At 66.0% G+C, this 20,499-nt stretch carries 10 protein-coding genes; 4 read left to right on the top strand and 6 right to left on the bottom strand.

The window, feature by feature from the left end:
- Positions 1-54: 54 nt before the first annotated feature.
- The 4 genes from DFP89_RS02200 to DFP89_RS02215 form a co-directional block, all read right to left on the bottom strand.
- Complete coding sequence (locus tag DFP89_RS02200; RefSeq protein WP_114347728.1) at positions 55-2,397, bottom strand: type VI secretion system Vgr family protein; 2,343 nt, start codon at positions 2,395-2,397, stop codon at positions 55-57.
- 92 nt (positions 2,398-2,489) lie between these two features.
- Entirely contained in the window at positions 2,490-4,877 is a 2,388-nt protein-coding gene (locus DFP89_RS02205; protein ID WP_181870211.1) for an ImcF-related family protein, read from the bottom strand.
- A 63-nt stretch (positions 4,878-4,940) separates the two neighbouring features.
- Positions 4,941-5,822 carry a M15 family metallopeptidase gene (locus DFP89_RS02210; RefSeq protein WP_114347730.1) on the bottom strand — a complete coding sequence of 294 codons (882 nt, stop codon included), beginning with the start codon at positions 5,820-5,822 and terminating at the stop codon, positions 4,941-4,943.
- Complete coding sequence (locus DFP89_RS02215) at positions 5,819-6,586, bottom strand: PP2C family protein-serine/threonine phosphatase (RefSeq protein WP_114347731.1); 768 nt, start codon at positions 6,584-6,586, stop codon at positions 5,819-5,821. The genes DFP89_RS02210 and DFP89_RS02215 overlap by 4 nt, the downstream gene beginning before the upstream one ends.
- 128 nt (positions 6,587-6,714) lie before the next feature.
- On the opposite strand from DFP89_RS02215, the gene DFP89_RS20645 reads away from it, so the two are divergent.
- The 4 genes from DFP89_RS20645 to DFP89_RS02235 all read left to right on the top strand — a co-directional run bounded on the left by DFP89_RS20645 (position 6,715) and on the right by DFP89_RS02235 (position 17,057).
- A complete protein-coding gene (locus DFP89_RS20645; RefSeq protein ID WP_245948568.1) occupies positions 6,715-7,407 on the top strand; it encodes an OmpA family protein in 693 nt (230 codons plus the stop codon).
- 488 nt (positions 7,408-7,895) lie between these two features.
- Positions 7,896-9,653 carry a ShlB/FhaC/HecB family hemolysin secretion/activation protein gene (locus DFP89_RS02225; RefSeq protein WP_114347732.1) on the top strand — a complete coding sequence of 586 codons (1,758 nt, stop codon included), beginning with the start codon at positions 7,896-7,898 and terminating at the stop codon, positions 9,651-9,653.
- Entirely contained in the window at positions 9,604-15,117 is a 5,514-nt protein-coding gene (locus tag DFP89_RS02230; protein WP_181870212.1) for an MBG domain-containing protein, read from the top strand. The genes DFP89_RS02225 and DFP89_RS02230 overlap by 50 nt, the downstream gene beginning before the upstream one ends.
- Positions 15,117-17,057, top strand: coding sequence for a caspase family protein (locus DFP89_RS02235; RefSeq protein ID WP_114347734.1), 1,941 nt, complete (start codon positions 15,117-15,119; stop codon positions 17,055-17,057). The genes DFP89_RS02230 and DFP89_RS02235 overlap by 1 nt, the downstream gene beginning before the upstream one ends.
- Here the strand turns inward: DFP89_RS02235 and DFP89_RS02240 are convergent, their stop codons facing one another.
- Both DFP89_RS02240 and tssH read right to left on the bottom strand, forming a co-directional pair.
- Complete coding sequence (locus DFP89_RS02240) at positions 17,058-17,690, bottom strand: hypothetical protein (protein ID WP_114347735.1); 633 nt, start codon at positions 17,688-17,690, stop codon at positions 17,058-17,060. It lies immediately after the preceding gene.
- 33 nt (positions 17,691-17,723) lie between these two features.
- Entirely contained in the window at positions 17,724-20,498 is a 2,775-nt protein-coding gene (gene tssH, locus DFP89_RS02245; RefSeq protein WP_114347815.1) for a type VI secretion system ATPase TssH, read from the bottom strand.
- Between the last annotated feature and the right edge of the window lies 1 nt (position 20,499).

The following is a 20,499-nucleotide window of genomic DNA, read 5'->3' on the forward strand; positions in this document are numbered from 1 at the left end:
GGGCAAGGACATGATCGGGCCGCCCGACCGGCGGGTCCGATGCCCTGCCCGATCTCAGTTCTGGCTGATCGTGCTGCCCTTGATGGTGACATCGCTTGAGGCGTTGATGCCGATCTTGCCAGAACCCTTGATCGACAGGTCCTTGCCCTCGATCACGATGGTCCCGTCCTTTTTCAGCTGCAGTTTCGCCTTGCCGCAGGTCAGCGTGATGCTGTCGCCGGCCTTGATCACGATGTTCTTGCCGGCATCCGAGCTGATATTCTCGCCGATGGTCTCGGTCTTGGACTTGCCGACCTGCAGCGACTGGTCGCCGTCGATCTCGGTCGACTGATTGCCGCCGATGCTCCAGCTGTCATCGCTGCCAATCGCATGGACCTGCGCGGCGCCGACGCTTACCGCCCGTCCCGCGCCGACGGTAAGCGCCTGTGCCGCGCCGATGGTGCGGGTTTCGGCGGCGCCGACCGTGTCGGTGCGCGCCAAGCCGACGCTGATGGTCTGGTTCGCGCCGACGGTCTGGCTGTGGTTCGCGCCGATCGTCTCGGTCGAGTTCGACCCGACCGAGATCGTCTCGTTAATGCCTACGGTCAGCGAGCGGTCCTTGCCGACGGTCTCGGTATCGTTGTCACCGATATTGACGGTGCGGTCCACGCTGACGCTGGTCGACTTGTTGTTGCCGACCGACTCGGTCCGGTCATGGCCGATCGATTGCGTCGCGTCATGGCCCACATCCTCGAACCAGTCATTGCCGATCTGGCGCGATTCGTTGTTCTTGACCAGCTCGTTATGGTCCTTCTCGGCCTGGAAATAGACCTCTTCGCTGCCCTTCTTGTCCTCGAAACGCAGCTCGTTCCAGCCGCCGCCGCCCGGCGACGAGTTCGATTTCCAGCCCGATTGGGTGGCGTTGCCCGGCAGCTCGTAGGGTGGCATCTGCTCGGCATTATAGACCCGGCCGGTGATGATCGGCTGGTCGGGATCGCCCTCGAGAAAGTCGACGATGACCTCCTGACCGATCCGCGGCACGTGGATGAAGCCCCAGCCGGAACCCGCCCAGGCGCTGCTGACGCGGACAAAGCAGGTTGAGTGTTCGTTGGACCGGCCGAGCCGGTCCCAGTGGAACTGGACCTTCACCCGGCTGTACTTGTCGGTGTAGATCTCTTCGCCCGCCGGCCCGACCACCACCGCCGTCTGCGGCCCCTTCATCGACGGCCGGGGCGTCACCCGCGGCGGCCGGTAGGTGATGGACCGGGGCAGCAGCGTGTAGAGGGCGGCGAAACCCGCGCTTTCGGCCTCGCGCGTGAAGCCCTCGTGCAGGGACTGGCCCGGACGTTGCGCGGCGCCTTTCTCGGCCCGCGGGCTGCGATAGCCTTCACCGCGGATGTCGTAGGCCGCCCGCTCGATCACATAGGTGATGTTCTCCTGCTGTCGGGGAAACTCGATCAGGTCGAAGATATTGCCCGCCGCCGGCGCCGAGGCCGTCGACAGGGCCGTGATGACATGGGCATGGACCTGGTCTTCCTGATTGCGGATATCGGCCAGGTCGCCGCCACGGCCATGTTCGACATACCGGCCCGGATAGCTGTAGCGCGCGCCGTCTGCCCCGGCGTGGTCGCCGGGATTGTCGGTCTTGGTCAGCAGGTCGGCCGAGGGTTTTTCGAAATCGTAATCGGTCAGACTGTGGCTGCCCGGGACGATCCCGTCCACGCGGCTGAACCGCGAGATCACCCCGCCGCCGCCATAGCGGTCGGCCGCCTTTTCGCGAAAAGCCAGTTTCTCGCCGCCATCGGCAGCTTGCAGCAGCTCCAGGTCGTCGCAGAGCACCAGCGTGTGCTTGCCGTCGGTGAAACGGAAGAAATAGAAGATGCCCTCGTGCTCCAGCAGTCGCTGGACGAAATCGAGATCGCTCTCGCCATACTGGACGCAGTAGCTGCGCGGCGCTGGCGTGCCGCGCAGGTCCCATTCGTAGTCAGAGCAACCGTGCTGGTCCAGCACCTCGCTGACGATGTCCTTGACCGATTTCTCCTGGAAGATCCGGTTGTCGGTGGTCTTGCTCAGCAGCCACATCCGCGGCCGCACGACCAGGCGGTAAAGCCAGTGCCCCTCCTCGTCGGTGCCGGCAAAGTGGAAGCGGTCGACGATGCCGTGGAAATACCGCTTGCAGTCCGGTTTCTCGCGATCCGTCACCACGCATAGCCCGACCTCGGCGCCCAGCAGCGCGTCCGCCTTGACATCCGGCGTGCCGCTGATCGCGCTGATCTCATATTCGAAGCAGCGGCTGATCCCGTCGTCGCCGCGCATCCGCTGAAAGGCCAGCCCGGTGAAATCCGTCATCGGTGTCGAGGCAAGCATCTCGTCCCCCGGCAAGGGCGTCGTCAACTTGGCAAAACGATCGGTCGGCATGGCTGCTCCCTTGAACAGGCGGGAAAAGGTCGGATCGCGACATGATCCCGGCCAGTATATAGGCAAATCCCGCTGACGGGAAATGCGTTGGCTTACAGGTTCGGGGGGCAGTCGAACCCCCGCATCGCACCGCGCACCGAAACCGGGTTGAGGCTGTCGGCAAAACCCATCTCGAGAAACACCCGGCCGGTATTGCTGCGCAGGTCCAGCAGCACGCGGGCGCCGTCATCGCGCAGCCGCAGCCGCAGCCCGTCCATCAGATGGATGAGCCCCCAGGTCCCGGGATGGACAAGCCGCCCGGCATCCGTGCCTTCGCGAAAGCTGATCTCGACCCCGGCATCGGGCGAGGGGCCGGGCCAGCTCAACTGCGTCGTCTCGCCACCGGCTGGCAGGGGCCGGGCGACACCGCCGATCGCGAACAGGGTCTGGCCGCGCTCGGCCAGGGCGGCAAGGCTCAGCGAATGCTCGAATGTGTGGCCGGCACCGAACAGCCCTTTCGAGATCTGCGCCGCGCGTTCGAAGAATTGCGCGCTTTCGGGGCTGAGCCCCTCGAAGCGGGCCTCGGGCTTCCAGCGCCAGGGTGTCTCGGCGGTTTCAAGAAACGGCAAGGCGCTTTGCTGCATAAACACGCTGAGAAGCCCCTGCGGGCCAAACAGCGCGGCCAGTTCGGCAGCCCCCGCATCGGGGCCGTCGGCAAAGGGATAGCGGCCCTGCACGGTCTGCTGGCAAAGCGGAAACACCTGCTGCTGCCATTGCCGGGTCAGAGGGTTGCCGCCATCGGCCATGTCGGTCTGCGGGGCGGCGGATTGGGCCAGAACATCCTCGGCGATCTGCACGACGATCCGCGGCGCGCTTTTCAGCGCCACGATGGAGCGCGCCTTGTCCTGAATGCTCATCAGCCGCTCCATGCCCCGACGCTGCTGCAGGTCGACCGCGCTCAGCGCGACATTCAGCGAGGCGAACAGGGCCGAGATCTCGGCCATGCGACCCTGTTCGACATATTGGATCATCGGGCCGAATTCGCGCGCCAGACGCAGCTGCTGTTCATGGCTACGCCGCCGGTCGCTGCCTCCGGCCTGCAGCCAGACCTCGCGCAGCAGCCGGGTCAGCGGGTTGTCGGGCTGGGCGAGCTGGCCCGAGACGACGATGGCCGTATCGCGCTGGCTGAAGGGCCGCACCCGCAGATCGGCCAGCCATTCGTTCCAGGTCGCGACCGTCTCGGCCAACAGCCGGTCCATCAGCAGGTCGGGAGAGCGGTTTTCCGGCGCCAGCGTCTGTCCGGTGACCACCGGCGCGATGGCCCGCGCCTTCTGCACCGCGACGCCGACGCCATAATCGCGGGCATAGTCCCAGCCGGCCTGCGTGAACAGTCCCGGCAGCGGGGATTCGACCGGCAACCCCGAGCGACGCAGCAGCACCTGCGACAGGCCGGGAACCTGCGTTTCCGGTTTCCATTCCGGCAGGGCGCGCATCTGCCCGGATCGCAGCAGTTCCAGCCAGGCGCGATCAGGCTCGGCGACCTCGGCGGCGAATCCCTGCGCCTGAGCCCGCAATTCCGGGTCACGGGGCTGGATGTCGGGGCTGGGTCCGGCCAGCCGGTCGACATGCGCGGCAAGCCCGGCAATGCCCATGGCGGCGCCATTGTCCTCGAGCCAGCCGGCCAGATAGCCGGGCGCCCAGTCGTCATCGCCGGTCAGCACCGACCAGGCGCGCAGGGCGTCGTAAAGGACCAGCCCCTCGCCCTCGGTCGCCAGCACCGTTTCCAGCCCGCCGGCGATGGCGCCCGGCACATGCCGGCGCACGGCCTCGGCATAGGCGGCCTCGGCCCGGGCCTCGCTGTCATAGACCGGCAACCGGACGCTGCGCTTCAGGGGGGCATGGGCGGCGGCGGCGCTGACGCGCGCAACCGCCGCCCGCAGATCCGCCAGCCGCCGGGTCAGATCGGCGCCCTCATGCGGCCGGTCCAGCCCGATGGTCAGCGCCTCGGCATCGAAACTGGCGCTGATGCGCTGGTGAAAGCGGTATTCCAGAAAGGCCGCATATCCGGCAAGGCCCAGCACGAGCGCCAGCACGAAGCCCGCAACCTTCCAGCCCCAGCCTCCGCCGCCATGGCGGCGATGGGCGTGGCGCCCGGCCTCGGCCCGCGCGATCAGCCCGGCAAGAAAGCGATCTAGCGCGGCAAAGCTGTCGCCCTCGGCCGCGGCTTTGGCGCGAAATTCGCGGATCCGGGCAAGCGACATGTCGCGCCCGTCGAAAAGCTGCCGACGCACCAGAACCGACCATGTGCCGGGTTCGATCTGCGGCAGCGTGCGCGCCCGGTGATCCAACAGCACCGCCAGCCCGTAGCGCGCCGGCTTGATCGCCGGCTTGGGCGCGCCGCCGCGCAGCGCATCGGCCTCGAATCGGTCCAGCAGCGCCTGCGCCTCGTCGATCAGCCGGCGCGCCCCGCGCCTGGCGCGCAGATCGAGATCGTCGATCATCTGCAGCATCGGTTCGGCGGCGCGGTCAAATGGGGAAGGTTGTGCCGCGCTGCCTGCCATCGCTCAAATCTTGCCTTCGGCCTGCCACTTGCGCAGTGTCTCGACCCCGACCTCGAAATGCATCGAGTCCTCGCGGCTGTAGGTCGCGCCCCAGAACCAGCCCTCCTCGTTGAAAAGCTCGGCCAGAAGCAGCAGCCCGAACTGCGTGCCGCCATCGGCAAAACCGTCCAGCTGGCCCTCAAGCTTCAGGTCGATCGCGGTGCCCCAGGAATGGTTCGAGACCGAACTGCTGGAGCCGCGGATCAGCCGCGCGCAAAGCGCGCCAGCGGTTCCCAGCGCGGTGTAGATTTCCGGCTCGGTCTTTTGCAGCTTGGCCAGAATCCGTTCGACGCTATCCAGCGCCGGGCGGATCATGGTGACGGTGATCGGCCCCATCTGGCGGGTTTCCAGAAGCGATTTCAGGCGCGGTTGGGTGACCGGCTGACAATCGGCGGAATAGCTGTCGCGCGGATGGCCCAGCAGGTCCAGCATGACCCGGTTGCCGGGCTGGGTGACGCCCTTGTTGAACCGCGCCTTGGCCAGCCGCATTACCTCGGTCATCGCATCGACGCCGCCGTGATCCTCGACCCCGTCATCGCCGGTGACATCGGGGGCGGCAACCGTCACCTCAGAGGCGGCCGGCACCGGCATCGCCTGCGGCCGCGCGGCCTGCATCGCCATTTCCTCGGACAGCCGGTCGATCTCGACCTGGGCGTCGCGCAGATCGGTGCGCAGGGTGTCGATCTCGCCGCGCTGGCGGGCAAGCTCGGCCTCGTTGCGGTTCAGCCGCAGCTCGGCGCTGCCATCGGCGGTCTGAAGCAGGGCCCCGACCACGGCAAACGCGATCGCCGCAATCACAAGGCCGATGGCGATGATGATCGGTCCGATCAGCGCGCCCTGCCTCATGCCGCCTGCCCCTGCGCAAAGATGCAGACCACCGAGACATTGTCGGGGGCGCCGTTCACCAGCGCCTCGGTGACCAGCGCCCGGCACAGGTCGACGGGCTCGCCGGCGCCGCCGACGATCCGGGCAATGTCGGCATCGTGCAGGCAGACGGTCAGCCCGTCCGAACACAGCAACAGCCGGTCGCCCGCGACCAGCGGCAGCGTCAGCGTATCGACCTCGACCGAGGGCTCGGCCCCGACGGCGCGGGTGACAACGTGACGCTCGGGATGGGCCTCGCGGGCCTCGTCGCGCAACAGGCCCTGATCGACCATTTCCTGCACGACGGTGTGATCGCGGGTCAGCAGCCGCAACCCGGCCCGCCGCCACAGATAGGCACGGCAATCGCCGACCCAGGCGATCGTCGCGACCCCGTTCTGGATCATCGCCGCCACCACGGTCGCCCCCATGGCATTCATGCCCGGCTCGGCCGCCTTGGCCAGAATCGCGCGGTTCGCCTCTTCGATCTGCATGCGCAGGCCGGGCGCGGCCAGCGCGCTGTCGGACAGCACCGCGATCCGGTCGATCACCATGTCCGAGGCCATGTCGCCATGGCCATAACCGCCCATGCCATCGGCCACCGCCCAAAGCAGCCCGGCGGGATCGGTCAGGATCGCGTCCTCGTTGCGTTCGCGCACCTGCCCGGCATGGGTCACGCCGCTGCCGCGGAATACCGGCGGCGCGGCGACCGAGTGAAGCGGCGGCGGCCGGGTTATCGGTTCGGACATTGGCGGCACATATTGCGCGGCAAAGGCGTCAGTATCATCCGTGCCTCGGAAATTGGCTGAACTGCATCGCAATTGATGATAACCTAGCCGAGGGTTGCCACAAAACTTTTTCCCGCTGGGGTTTCGTCATGCGCGCCAGATTCATCTTTTCTGCCCTTGCCACGACGCTGATCGGGACCGCTCCGGCTCTGGCGCAGGATGACCTGTCGGTCGATCAGGTGCTGGGCGCCTGGCAAAAGCAGAAGCAGATCTTTCACGAGGCCCAATCAAGCGGGCTTGGCCAGACCCGCGGGTTGAAGCTGATCGCGGTCGAGGGCGTCGATGCCGCCGAAACCGCGCCGCAGCAGGGCGTGTCGGTCACCGCAAGCACGGATGCCCCGACCAGCACCGACACGACGCCGATGGACCCGAACAAGCCGCTGGTCGCGGCGACCGCAACCACGACCACGACCACGGCACCGCTGGTCTTTGGCCAACTGGACCCCGAATTGCAGGTCAATCTGCAGATCAAGTTCGGCTTTGACAGCGCGGCGCTGGCGGACGATCAGAAACCCCGGCTCGACAAGATCTGTCAGGCGATGAAACTCAGCGACGTGCAGCTGTTCCGGATCGTCGGCCATACCGACACTGCCGGCACGGATACCTATAATGAACGCCTGTCCGTCCTGCGCGCCAAGGAAGTCGCACGTTATCTGGTCGAGGATTGCAATATAACCGCCTCGCGGCTGGAGACCCTTGGACTGGGCGAGCGTTTCCCGCTGAATCAGGACGACCCGCGCGCCGACGAAAACCGCCGGGTCGAGTTCCAGGCCCTCAGCTGAGACGACGGAATACCCCCTGCCCCGCAGACCGCGCGGTCGGGGAATTGTACACGGCGACCGAAATTTTCTGGCGCAGTATCAAAATACCGAATCAGTAAACCAAAGAAGTCCGCAGCTTATACGACACCCCCGAACAGGAGACGTTTGCGCCGCGCCCATTGCCCTGCCACCCGAGGCGCCAATGAATATGCAGGGCGGCGATATCCGGGATTTCCTAGATCTGGCCGGGCCAAAGATCGCCGGGACAGAACAATGCAGTATTCTTGAAACCCGTGCCCGGTCGAATCCGATATTTCACCATATTCGCAATTCGTCACCACGTTGCGCGGGCGCATATCGGACCGCCTGCCGCAATGACCATATCCACGAATTCGGAAATCCCGCCACAGCATCACGCATTTTGAAATATCGCGCTAGACATCGAACAATATCACGATACTCTGAATAAGATTTTATTCCTCTGAGCTTATACCGTGGGAGGAAAGAGTATGCCCGACGCCGAGGCGAACGGTTTTAATCGCGCTGCATTCTGGCGACGCGCCGCGATTGTTTCGGCGGTCACGCTGGGGCTGGTCTCGCCCTCGGCCCAGGCGCAGACCGCCAGCTCGGTGACGCCCGAATCCTTCCAGCCGCCGCTGCGCAACCTGTCGGGCTCGGTGGTTTTTACCGGTCAGACCGGCACCCAGGCCCCGCCCGGCTCCGAGCAGATCGGCATTACCCTGTCGGGTGTAAGCATCGACGGTGCCTTTCCGCAGATGGCAGCCGCCAATTCCGCCTTCGAGGCGCGGCTGACGCGCGGGCGGATCCCGGTTTCGGAGCTCTTTGACGCCACCGCCGATCTAGAGGCCTCATATGCCAAGGCCGGCTTTGCCCTGACGCGGGTGGTGCTGCCGCAGCAGACGCTGCGCGATGGCGGCAGGCTCAGGGTCGAGGTGGTCGACGGCTTTGTCGAGACGGTCGACACCTCGCGTGTCCCGCCCGAGGTCCGCCGGCGGATCGAAAGCCTGACCGGGCCGCTGGTCGGGCAGAAGGGTCTGACCATGACCGAGCTGGAGCGGCAATTGCTGCTGGCGGGCGATGTCTCGGGCGTGGCCCTTGGCTCGGCGCTTGCGGCCGGCCAGCGGCCCGGCGGCACGGTCATCGCGCTGGATCCGCAATTCCGTAAGGTGACGGGCTTCATCGGCTTCGACAATTTCGCGCCGTCCGATCTGGGCAGCATCGCGCCAGACGATCTGAACGGCCTCGTGCTGAATTCCGGCTTCGAGCTGAACAGCCCGCTGGGCTATGGCGAAACCTTTTACGGCCGGTTCTCCGCCTCGCCCGAGCGGGTCTTTTCCGAGGATCCGCGCTACCGCATTCTGGCACTGGGCGCGATGGTCCCGACCGGCCCCTCGGGGCTTGCCTTCAATCTCGAAGTGACCTCCAGCGACACCACGCCCGACAATGACGATGTGCCGACGCGGTCGGATTTCGACCGCCAGTCGCTGCGGGTCATCTATCCCTGGATCCGGTCGCGGGCCATGAACCTGACCAGCCAGTTCATCATCGACCGGCAGCGCGACCGGCAAAAGCTGCGCGGGTTCGACCTGCCGATCTTCGAGGACCGGCTGACCATTTTGCGGGCGGCGACGACGCTGTCCTATAACCATGCCGATGGCAACCTGTCGGAGGCCGGACTGATCCTGTCGCACGGGGTGGACGCGCTTGGCGCCCGCACCGCCGACGAGGCCCGGGGCGGCACCCCGTTGTCGCGGCAGGGGGCGGATGCGGTCTTCACCAAGCTCTCGGGCTCGGTCATGCATCAGCGGGCGATCCGCGAGCGCTTCGCGCTTGGCCTGACCGGTCGGTTTCAGACCTCGTTCGGCGATCCGCTGCTGACATCGGAACAGTTCAGCATCGCCGGGCCGGGGGAGCTGTCGGCCTTTGACACCGGGGCGCTGCGCGGCGACAGCGGCTGGGTCGTGCGCGCCGAACTTTCCTATCCGCACAGCGTCGCGATCAGCGGCATGCCACTGATGCTGAGCCCCTATGTCTTCGCCGGCGCGGGATCGGTGTCGATCGAGCGGCCGACCGTCGTGGAATCGTCAAGCGAGAATGCCCATGCCTATGGCATCGGCCTCGATCTGCTGTCGCAGAGCGGTTCACGGTATCGGTCAAGTTCCTTGAGAATCGAATATGGCAGGGGAGAGCGGGACGATGGCCCGGACAATACACGCTTCAGCCTTTCGGGAAATTTCCGGTTCTGACCGTGGCAGACGCCTGAAGGCGGCGCTGCTTTGTTGCACGCTGATCGTCGCCGTACCGGCCATCGGTCTGGCCGATCCCCTGCCCACCGGCGCCAATGTCGTCAGCGGCAGCGTCGGAATCGCCACGCCCGGAACCCAGACCATGGTGATCACGCAGGGTTCGGATCGCGCGGTGGTCAACTGGAACAGCTTCTCGATTGGCACGGGGGCCTCGGTCGATATCCGGCAGCCCTCCAGCGACAGCGCCATCCTGAACCGCGTCACCGGCGATACCGGCAGCAATATCTATGGCCGGCTGACCGCGAATGGCCAGGTCCATATCGTCAACCCGAACGGCATCTTCATCGGACGCAATGGCCGGGTCGAGACCGGGGGCGGCTTTGTCGCTTCGACGCTGGATATCTCGGACCAGGATTTCAACGCGGGGCGGCTGAACTATGGCGGCCAGGGCCGATCGGCCGGGGTGACGAACCGCGGGGTGATTTCGGTCGGCCGCGGCGGCTATGCCGCGCTGATCGGCGGGCGGGTCGACAATTCCGGGACCATCAGCGCACCGCTGGGCCGGATCGGACTGGGCGCAGGCGAGCGCGCGACGCTGGATCTGTCGGGCGACGGCTTCCTGCAGGTGACGCTGCCCTCGGGCGATGATGGCGATCAGCGCGCGCTGGTCACGAATTCCGGCCGGCTGTCGGCCGATGGCGGCCGGATCGAGCTGAAGGCCGCGACCGCGCGCAACGCGGCGCGCCAGGCGATCAACCTGTCGGGCGTCGCCGAAGCGCGCTCGGTTTCGCTGCGCAACGGCGCCATTGTGCTGGGCGGTGGCGCGGGCGGCACGGTGCGGGTCAGCGGCAGGGTCTCGACACGCGCGGCCCCGCCATCGCTCGATCTGTCGCCGGACAGTTCGGCCCGGCCGCCGCAGCCCTCGGGCGGCCGCATCGACATCACCGGCGCACGCATCGCGCTGGCGGGCGCAACGCTGGATGCCAGCGGCAACGCAGGCGGCGGGGTGATCCGCGTCGGCGGGGATTTCGGCGGCGATGGCGACATGCAGCGCGCCGGCACCCTGACCGTCGATGCCGACACCCGGATCCGGGCCGACGGGCTGACCCGCGGCGATGGCGGTCGCATCGTACTGTGGTCAGATCAGCGCACGCTATTCAACGGCGGCATCTCGGCCCGCGGCGGCAGCGAATCCGGCGATGGCGGCTTTGTCGAGGTCTCAAGCCACGGCGACCTTCGCTATAACGGCCTGGCGGATCTGCGGGCGCGCAGCGGCGACTGGGGCCAGTTGCTGCTGGATCCGGAGAACCTGTCCATCCCGGGCACAATGAGCGAGGCCACGGCCGAGGCCCAGCTTGCGCTTGTTGCAGGTCTGACGCTTGACACGAATGCTGTCTGTCCCTCTTGCCCAGATGAGGGAAACATCACGATCTCTGCGGATATCGACTGGACGGCCGCCACGACGTTCACCATGCGGGCAGCCAACGATATCATCATCAGCGGCGACATCACCGGTCTGAATGGACGCCTGGACCTGACGGCAGATGGAGATATCTCGGCAACCGGCGCGATCGATGTCGACAGGTTCCAACTGAACGCCGGAAGCTGGTCACAGCTCAGCGCCGTGTTGCCCGCATTTCACGCAAACGATTTCCGGGTCGAGCAAGCCAGCGCGACCTTCCTGCGCGCCACGGGCGGAGCCGGGACCGCGGCCAATCCCTATATCCTGACCGATGTTTACGGACTGCAAGGCATGGCGGCGCTCGGCCATGCCAGTATGCACTTCGCCCTTGGCGCCGATATCGACGCCACCGGCACCTCGGGATGGAACGATTTCGGCGAGGAAATTGCCGGGTTTGAGCCGATCGGTGGCATTGATGGCGTATTCACCGGCTCGCTGGACGGGCGCGGACATACGATTGACGGACTCTATGTGAATCGGGTCGGCGCAGCACTGTTTTATAACACCCTTGAAGCGGAAATCCGCGATCTGGACCTGACGGCGCTTTCCGTGACCGGCGAAACTATCGCCGCTGGCGTGGTGGCCTACGCAAGCGATACGGTGCTGGAGAACGTGTCGGCCGCAGGCTTGGTCAGCACAGCGCGCTCGACCTTTTCTTCCACCAGATCCCTGGGCGGGCTGGTCGGCGAGTTGCAGGGAGGCAGCATCACCGATTCCCGCTTTGATGGCACGGTGCGCGACTCCACCACCATGGATTCGCTGGCTGGCGGGGATTACGCAGCCCGGATTGGCGGCATCGTCGGCTATAGCGAGGACGGTTTGATCACCGGGGTCACCAGCACCGGCAATGTGCTGGCATTGGGTGAGGGGCAGACCGCAGCCGGCGGCATCGCCGGATTGACCGAGGGCGCGACCATTTCCGAGGCAAGATCGTCGGCGAATATTCGCGGCGATCTCACCGATAGCGCGCGCTTTGTAGCCGGCGGGCTGGTCGGCGACAGTTCTGGCGCCATCTCGTCCTCCAGCGCTTCGGGCTATGTCGTCAGCGCCGCAGCCAGTGGCGCGATGACCAGCAATGAGGCAACCCTTGGCGGGCTGGTGGGCATCGCCCAAAGCGCGATCAGCGATTCCTTTGCCACCGGCAATGTCCGTATCGAATATAACGGCGGCGAAGGCCGTTCCTTTGAGGCGCCGATGATCGCCGGCGGCCTTGTCGGGACCAATGCCGAGGGCAACACGATCGATCGTGCCTACGCAACCGGCAATGTCAGGGTAACCGCCACCGGCCTTGGCAGTGCCCATGTCGGCGGCTTCGTCGGCGAGAATGGCGGCAGCATCACCGACGCCTATAGCCGCGGCAACGTCTTTTTCTCTCACAGCGCAGCCACAGGGTCGAACGTCTCGGATACGTCGATCGGCGGCTTCGCTGGCCTGAACACGGTTATGGGCGACGCAGTCCCCGAGATGACCCGAACCGCCGCGCATGGGACGGTGACGGCCGTCACCCAGGAGCAGTGGCTTTATGCCGGCGGTCATACCGGACGGAACAATGGCGGCGGGGTCATCATCGACAGCTACGCAAACGGCGACGTCGACGCGACCTCGGGCTTCATGCAGGACGTTGGCGGACTGGTCGGTGCCACTTTCGGCGGCGCGATCAGGAACACCTATTCCGTCGGCGCGGTCGAGGCGGGCGCGCCTGCGGGGGGAAACATTCGAACACGCGTCGGCGGCCTGATCGGACACAACGACAACTCGCTTACGGGCGGGGGGGGGCCGGCAACCACGGTGAGCGCATCCTTCTGGGACCGTGGCCGGTCCGGGCAGGCACCGGGCACGCTTCCCGGCTATGGCACCGCCCTCAGCACCGCCACCTTCCACAACACCGCCGCCTTCATGGCGGTGGCCGGGGCGCAGGGCTGGAATTTCGCCACGACCTGGGCACCCGGCGACACCGGCGCCGATCCGGCGCTATATTCCATCGACCGCGTGGTCTTTGCCCGGCCGAATGCCCTTACCGTGCAATACGGGCTGACGGGCAGCGCCTCGACCGATGGCACGGTCTCGGGCGGGCCCCTGGCCTATGTCTTCGCCCCCGAAGGCGATACGCTGGATACCGATGCGGTCTTTGACAGCATCGCCTTCCCCGACATCAATGTCGGCACCGGCCGGTTCACGCTGGCCACGGCCGCGCTGACCAGCCTGCTTGGCCAGCGCTACCGGGTCGTCGATCTGTCGGCAAGCTACCGCATCACCCCGGCGCCGCTGACCATCACCGCCAGCGACCGCACCAAGACCTATGGCGAGGCGGTCGGGTTTGCCGGCACCGAGTTCACGACCTCGGGGCTGTTCTTCGACGACACGGTGGATCAGGTCGCACTGACCAGCGCGGGCGCCGTTGCCACGGCCGATGTGGCGGGCGGGCCCTATGCCATCAATGCCGGCAACGCCTCGGGGGACGGACTTTCGAACTATACCATCACCTATGTCGGCGGCGAGATGACCGTGAACCGCGCGGCATTGACCATCACCGCCAGCGATATCACCAAGACCTATGGCGAGGGTGTGTCCTTTGCCGGCACCGAGTTCACGACCACCGGCCTGTTGTTTGACGATGCGGTCAGCCGTGTCGCGCTGACCAGCGACGGCGCCGCCGCCACCGCAGATGTGGCGGGCGGACCCTATGCCATCAATGCCGGCAGCGCCTCGGGCGAGGGGCTGTCGAACTACAACATCACCTATCTGGACGGCCAGATGACGGTCGATCGCGCCGCGCTGACCATCACCGCGAATGACCTCTCCAAGACCTATGGCCAGACTGTTTCCTTCGCGGGCACCGAGTTCACGACCTCGGGGCTGTTGTTCGACGATGCGGTCAGCCGTGTCGCGCTGACCAGCACCGGCGCCGTTGCCACGGCCGGCGTGGCCGGCGGACCCTATGTGATCAATGCCGGCAGCGCCTCGGGCGAGGGGCTGTCGAATTACAACATCACCTATCTGGACGGCCAGATGACGGTTGATCGCGCCGCGCTGACCATCACCGCGAATGACCTTTCCAAGCGGTTCGGCGAGAGCCTGACCTTCAACGGAACCGAGTTTTCCACCTCCGGGCTGCTTCTGTCGGATCGGGTCGACCGGGTCGAGCTGGCCAGCCTTGGTGCGCTTCCCGGCGCCTCGCTGGCCGACAGCCCCTATGCGATCACCGCCGGAGGGGCGACGGGCAGCGGGCTGGAAAACTACACCATCACCTATACTGCCGGCTCGCTGAGCGTGCTTCCCGGCGCCAGTCCCAACGTCATTCCCGACGTCTTCCCGCGCCCGCCGATGGAGACGGTCCCCGGCCTTCCGAACCCACCCGACGTCCTCCCCGACCCGGACGGCAACAGACCTGGCCCGAACACCCCGCCCTGGGACCCCGGCGGCACCATCTCGGATCCGCGCGGCAGCGTCGCGAATCCCGTTGTCGTGGTCGAGACACCCAACAGCACCCCGCCGGACCCGGGCGGCACCACGGTGGACGTGACAGACAGGGCCGCCGAAACGCTTGAAGCGGTGGACGACATCTCGACGATCTTGGAGATCGCCGCCGATTCCTGCTCGCAGAACGACACCGATGTCAGCCGCTATCTTGCCTGCCTGTCGGACGCGCTGAACGAATTCGCCAACAAGCTGGACCAGATCTCGACCGATCTGCCGCCCGGCATGGAGAATGTCGCCCAGATCGTGCGCGATGCCCGCCGCAATGTCGACGCGGCCCGCCTCCGCGCCGAGCGGCGCCTGGCCAGCGCCTCAAGCGATGTCGAACGCGCCGCCATCCGCCGCGACGCCATCAACGAGGCACGCGGCGCCGTCGCCACCGCCTCGAACGAAATCCGCAAGGCGATCACGCTGGTTCGGGCCGAGGACCCGGAGCTTGCCCGCATCCAGACTGCAACCGCCGCGCGCGTCGTCAAGGCCGTCGACAGCGTCAATATCGAACTGTCGCGGGCCATCGGACTTTGATGTGGCGGGGCGGTCCGGCGGTCCTTGTCCTGCTTGTGGCGCTGTGGCTTGGCGCCGGGACAGCCCTGGCCGAAGGGCGTGTCGCGCTGGTCATCGGCAATTCGGACTATCAGGCGGTCGGCGCGCTCGAGAACCCCAGGAACGACGCGCTGGATATCTCGGTGGCGCTCGAGGGGCTGGGCTTTGACGTCATCCTTGGCCGCGACCTCACGCGCGAGGGCATGCTGCGGACCACCGGCGAATTCGCCGAGGCCGCGCGCGATGCCGATGTGGCGCTGTTCTACTATGCGGGGCACGGCTTTCAGGTCGGCGGCCAGAATTATCTGATCCCGACCGATGCCGCGATCACCCGCGCCACCGAGGCCGTGACCGAGACCGTCGCCATCACCGACATCCTGCGGGCGATGGGCCAGGCAAAGGGGCTGAAGCTGGTCATTCTGGACGCCTGCCGCGACAATCCTTTTGGCGCGACGCTGGCGGGCGATCCGGCGCTTGGCAGCGGTCTGGCGCGGATCGGGACCGAAGCGGATTTCCTGTTCGTCTATGCCACCCAGCCCGGCAACGTCGCCTATGACGGCACCGGGCGGAACAGCTTTTTCACCGGGGCGCTGCTCAATCATCTTTACACGCCGGGCCAGCAGATATCCGAGTTGATGATCGCCGTGCGGCGCGACGTGATGACCGCGACCGGCGGCCAGCAGGTCCCGTGGGAAAACTCGTCGCTGACCCGGCAATTCGCCTTTGACACCAGCCCGCCCGGCCTGTCCGAGGAATCGCTGTTCTATCAGGTCGCCTCCAGCCTGCGGGACGAGGCGCTGATGTCGCTTTACCTTGACCGCTATCCGCAGGGCGCGCATGTCGGCGACGCGCTGGCCTATCTGGAAACCGGCACCCGGACCCGGTCGCTCGACATGACGAACCCCGAGGCCGAGGCGGAAAAGCTGTGGACATTGGCGCAGCGCAGCCGCATCCGGCCGCTGCTGCAGGTCTATCTGGACCGCTATCCCAAGGGCAGCCATGCCGATGAGGCCCGGCAATTGCTGGCGCTGCTGCCCGATCTGGATGACACCACCCCCGGGGCGCTATGCGACCGGCTGGCCACGCATCCGCGCGACGCCACCGCCGGCAATTCCGGCGTGCCCTATGAGCGCTTGCAGCAAAATGCCGTGGCCGCGATCCGGGCCTGTTCGGCGGCGGTCACGCAATCGCCGAACCTGCCGCATTACATCGCGCTGCTGGCGCGGGCCACGGCGGCCTCGGGCGATCTGTCCCGCGCCATCGATCTGTATCAGACCGCCGCCGCGCGGGGCGATCTGCGGGCGATGGTCAGCCTGGCGCAGTTGAAGGAAAGCGGCAACGGCATGGCGCAGGACATTCCCGGCGCGATGGCGCTTTACGAACAGGCGGCGGCCGGCGGCAGCTCGGATGCGATGATCAACCTGGCCGTCACGCTGTTCGAGGGCAAGGACCTGCCCAAGGATGCCGACCGCGCCATCGCGCTGCTGCGCCGCGCCTCGGATGAGGGTTCGGCCAAGGCCACCTTCAATCTGGGCGTGCTGGCGCAGGACGGTGCGGTCGGCAAGCCCGGGGACGCGCTGGACTATTTCCGCCGCGCGGCGCGGGACGGCGAATATGACAGCTATCGCGCGGCGGCGATCCTGCTGGACGAGGGGCGCGGCGTCGCGCGCGATCCGGGCGAGGCGGCGAACCTGCTGCTGCGCGGCGCGGCCGAGGATGGCGGCGCGGTGCTGGCGGACCTGACCCGGAATGCGGCCGAGTGGTCAAAGGACACCATCGCGCAGGTGCAGTTGCGGCTGGCGGCGGCGGGGCTTTATGCCAGCGATGTGGATGGACAGCCGGGACCGGCCTTCAATGCGGCGCTGGAGCAGTGGCGGGGGGGCGGGTTTGATGCGGAAATCCTCACAGATCGGGACCAATGATCATCCCAAACTGTAACTCAGCTTCTGAGTGTTCATTTGCACCCGCTTTTCTTCCTTATTGTACTCACAAGTTTGATACCAGATATGCCAAGCTTTGCCTGACCTGAAACCAAATACGTTGCACCATGAGATATCACCGCCATATCCGACCTGCCGATACGGCCCTTCCTGGCCGGGTTCTATCGACATGGACAGGGCGCGCGATCGACCCCATGCTTTTTTGTCGTTGAGTTCTTCCTGTGCTGCGGTGTTGCGCGTTTCGGTTGTCGTGCCAATTCCCGTACGGTCTCCGGCGACATGCATCATCTTGACAGTCTTGCCGTCCAGGGCTGCCGCGCGGAACTGGCAACCGTCCAGACGGCTTGTGAAGAAGAACTTTGCGTCTTTGGCCACATCTATCGAAACGACCCTTCCCGGTTCCCAAGGCAGCCAATAGGCCTCAATGCCACCGCTGCCTTCAGCGCGCTCGACAATTTCCAGACAACCCTTGAAGCTTGCCGAATCCTGAATACTGAACCTGAAAATACCGCTTTGGGTTGGAAGCACGTCTGGTCGGACAGCCCCGACAAACACGTGTTCCATGACGAAAGCCTCCTTCTTCGTGACGAATTTTTTGTTGTACCCCCCGCTCATGTCACAAGCCTTTCCCCAAAGCCCATCATCGGTTTACTCAAATTCATAGCCAAAACCCCCTTCCCCCCCATTCACCGTGACCTTCCGCAACTCCTTACCCTCCAGCCGATAGTTCAGGATATGTCGGCTCAGTTCCGGCATCAGCGTATTGGTCAGGATCGCGTCGATCATCCGCCCGCCCGACTCGATCTCGGAGCAGCGGTCCTTGATGACCTGCATCGCGCCCTCGCCGATCACCAGTTCCGCGCCGTAACCCTCGGCCAATCGCTTGCCGATGCCGCGCAGCTTGTGTCCGGCGATGGCCTCGATCATCACGTCCGACAGCGGGTAATAGGGAATCGTCACCACCCGGCCCAAAAGCGCGGCCGGAAACTCTTTCAGCAGCGGCGCGCGCAGTGCCGCGTTCAACTCGTCAGGATCGGCGGCGCTGGTTCCGTCCACCGTCATCGCCATAATCTCCTCGGACCCGACATTCGAGGTCAGCAGGATCAGCGTATTCTTGAAATCGATTCGTCGGCCTTCGCTGTCATCCATCATACCTTTGTCAAAGACCTGAAAAAAGATTTCATGCACATCGGGATGGGCCTTTTCGACCTCGTCCAGCAGCACCACGGAATAGGGGCGGCGGCGCACCGCCTCGGTCAGGATGCCGCCCTTGCCATAGCCGACATAGCCGGGCGGCGCGCCTTTCAGCGTGCTGACGGTATGGGCTTCCTGGAATTCGGACATGTTGATCGAGATCATGTTGTCCTCGCCGCCGTACATCAGCTCGGCCAGGGCCAGCGCGGTTTCGGTCTTGCCGACGCCCGAAGGGCCGCACAGCATGAACACGCCCACCGGCTTTTCCGGCGATTTCAGCCCGGCGGCCGAGGTCTGGATGCGGTTCGCGATCATCTCCATTGCGTGATCCTGCCCGACCACGCGCTGCGCCAGGTTGACCGCCAGCGCCAGCGCCTTTTCGGTCTGGCTGGCCAGCATCCGGCCCATGGGAATGCCGGTCCAGTCCTGCACCACCGAGGCCACCGCCGCCTTGTCGACCGAAGGCAGGATCAGCGGCGATTCGCCCTGCGCCTGCACCAGCTCGGCCATCTTCTGTTTCAGCGTCACCAGCGTCGCCGCGCGGTCAAAAGCCGGGGCCGCGTCCGGGGCGTCATCGGCTGGCGCGTCGGGGGCTGACACATCGGGGGCTGGCGCGTCGGGGTGCGGCGCCCCTGCCCCCTCGGCCAGCACCTCGCCCGCATCGCCCAGATCGCCGGTATCGTCCAGCCGCGCGCCCGCCCGGCGCAGCAACGCCCGCAGATCAAGGATCTCGCCCACCAGCGCCTTTTCGGCCTCCCATCGGGCATTCGCCGCCTCCAGCGCGGCCTGCGCCTTGGCCAGTTCGGCCTCGACCTCGGCCCGGCGCTCTGCCACCTCGATGCCGATCGCCTCCTCGCGATCGATGATGCCCTGCTCGATCTCAAGTGCCATCAGCCGGCGCTGCAGGTCCTCGACCTCGGCCGGGGTGGCGTGCTGCGAGACGGCGACCCGCGCGCAGGCGGTGTCCAGCAGGCTGATCGCCTTGTCGGGCAGCTGCCGGGCGGGGATATAGCGATGCGACAGCTTCACCGCCGCCTCGATGCTTTCGTCCAGCAGCTCGACCTTGTGGTGTTTTTCCAGCACCCCGGCGATGCCACGGCACATCAGCACGGCCTTGGTTTCGTCAGGCTCGTCGATCTTGACGGTCTGGAAGCGGCGGGTCAGCGCCGGGTCAGGTTCGATATGCTGCTTGTATTCGGCCCAGGTGGTGGCGGCGATGGTGCGCAATTCGCCACGCGCCAGGGCGGGTTTCAGCAGATTGGCCGCATCGCCCGTGCCGGCCGCGCCGCCCGCGCCGATCAGGGTATGCGCCTCGTCGATGAACAGGATGATCGGCACGTCCGAGGACTGCACCTCGTCGATCACCGATTTCAGGCGCTTCTCGAACTCGCCCTTGACGCTGGCGCCGGCCTGCATCAACCCGATATCCAGCATGTGCAGTTCGACATTGCGCAATTGCGGCGGCACGTCGCCACGCGCCAGCCTCTGGGCAAAACCCTCGACCACGGCGGTCTTGCCGACGCCGGCCTCGCCGGTCAGGATCGGGTTGTTCTGCTTGCGCCGCAGCAGTATATCCACGATCTGCCGGATTTCCGCATCACGGCCGACGACCGGGTCCATCTTGCCGTCGCGGGCCCGCGCGGTCAGGTTGGTGGCGAACTGGTCCAGCGCCGATTTGCCGCCGGGTTTCGGCCGGCCCGGCTTGGCCTCGGCCGGTTCGGCCGTGCTGGTCCGCTCGATCGACTGGACCAGCAGATCGTCCAGCTGCCCCGACATCGCCGCCGGGTCGATCTTGTCAAATTCAAGGCTGATCTTGAACAGCAGCCCCTCGAGCACCGGCACCTGCAGCGCCCCGAGCAGCACATAGGCCGAGCGCACGGTGTCGTCGCCGAATTCCAGCGAGCCATAGCTCCAGGCTTCCTGAATGGCGCGGAAGATGTGGTCCGAAAACTCCTCGACCGATCCGGCGCCATGCGGCAGCGCGTCGGTGGCGCGCAAGACATCACCGTCGAAACGATGCCGGTCGATGCCCGCCGCCTCCAGCAGGATCGCCATGTCCGAACGCTCGGTATCGGCCAGCGCGGTGATGAAATGCACCAGTTCGACATAGGGATTGCCGCGCCGCTTTGCCGCCTGCGCGGCCTCGGAAAACGCTTTCAGACAAACCGGGTTCAGCTTGCCGACAAGTTCTTTTCTCTTGATGGTTTCTTGGGACCCGCGTGCAGCCATG

The sequence above is a fragment of the Paracoccus lutimaris genome, assembly GCF_003337565.1.
GTDB lineage: Bacteria > Pseudomonadota > Alphaproteobacteria > Rhodobacterales > Rhodobacteraceae > Paracoccus > Paracoccus lutimaris.

What these genes read in the sequence shown, in the direction of transcription:
- DFP89_RS02200 (WP_114347728.1), bottom strand. Translation starts at nt 2,397, where the DNA reads ATGCCGACCGATCGTTTTGCCAAGTTGACGACGCCCTTGCCGGGGGAC.
- DFP89_RS02205 (WP_181870211.1), bottom strand. Translation starts at nt 4,877, where the DNA reads ATGATCGACGATCTCGATCTGCGCGCCAGGCGCGGGGCGCGCCGGCTG.
- DFP89_RS02210 (WP_114347730.1), bottom strand. Translation starts at nt 5,822, where the DNA reads ATGAGGCAGGGCGCGCTGATCGGACCGATCATCATCGCCATCGGCCTT.
- DFP89_RS02215 (WP_114347731.1), bottom strand. Translation starts at nt 6,586, where the DNA reads ATGTCCGAACCGATAACCCGGCCGCCGCCGCTTCACTCGGTCGCCGCG.
- DFP89_RS20645 (WP_245948568.1), top strand. Translation starts at nt 6,715, where the DNA reads ATGCGCGCCAGATTCATCTTTTCTGCCCTTGCCACGACGCTGATCGGG.
- DFP89_RS02225 (WP_114347732.1), top strand. Translation starts at nt 7,896, where the DNA reads ATGCCCGACGCCGAGGCGAACGGTTTTAATCGCGCTGCATTCTGGCGA.
- DFP89_RS02230 (WP_181870212.1), top strand. Translation starts at nt 9,604, where the DNA reads ATGGCCCGGACAATACACGCTTCAGCCTTTCGGGAAATTTCCGGTTCT.
- DFP89_RS02235 (WP_114347734.1), top strand. Translation starts at nt 15,117, where the DNA reads ATGTGGCGGGGCGGTCCGGCGGTCCTTGTCCTGCTTGTGGCGCTGTGG.
- DFP89_RS02240 (WP_114347735.1), bottom strand. Translation starts at nt 17,690, where the DNA reads ATGAGCGGGGGGTACAACAAAAAATTCGTCACGAAGAAGGAGGCTTTC.
- tssH (WP_114347815.1), bottom strand. Translation starts at nt 20,498, where the DNA reads ATGGCTGCACGCGGGTCCCAAGAAACCATCAAGAGAAAAGAACTTGTC.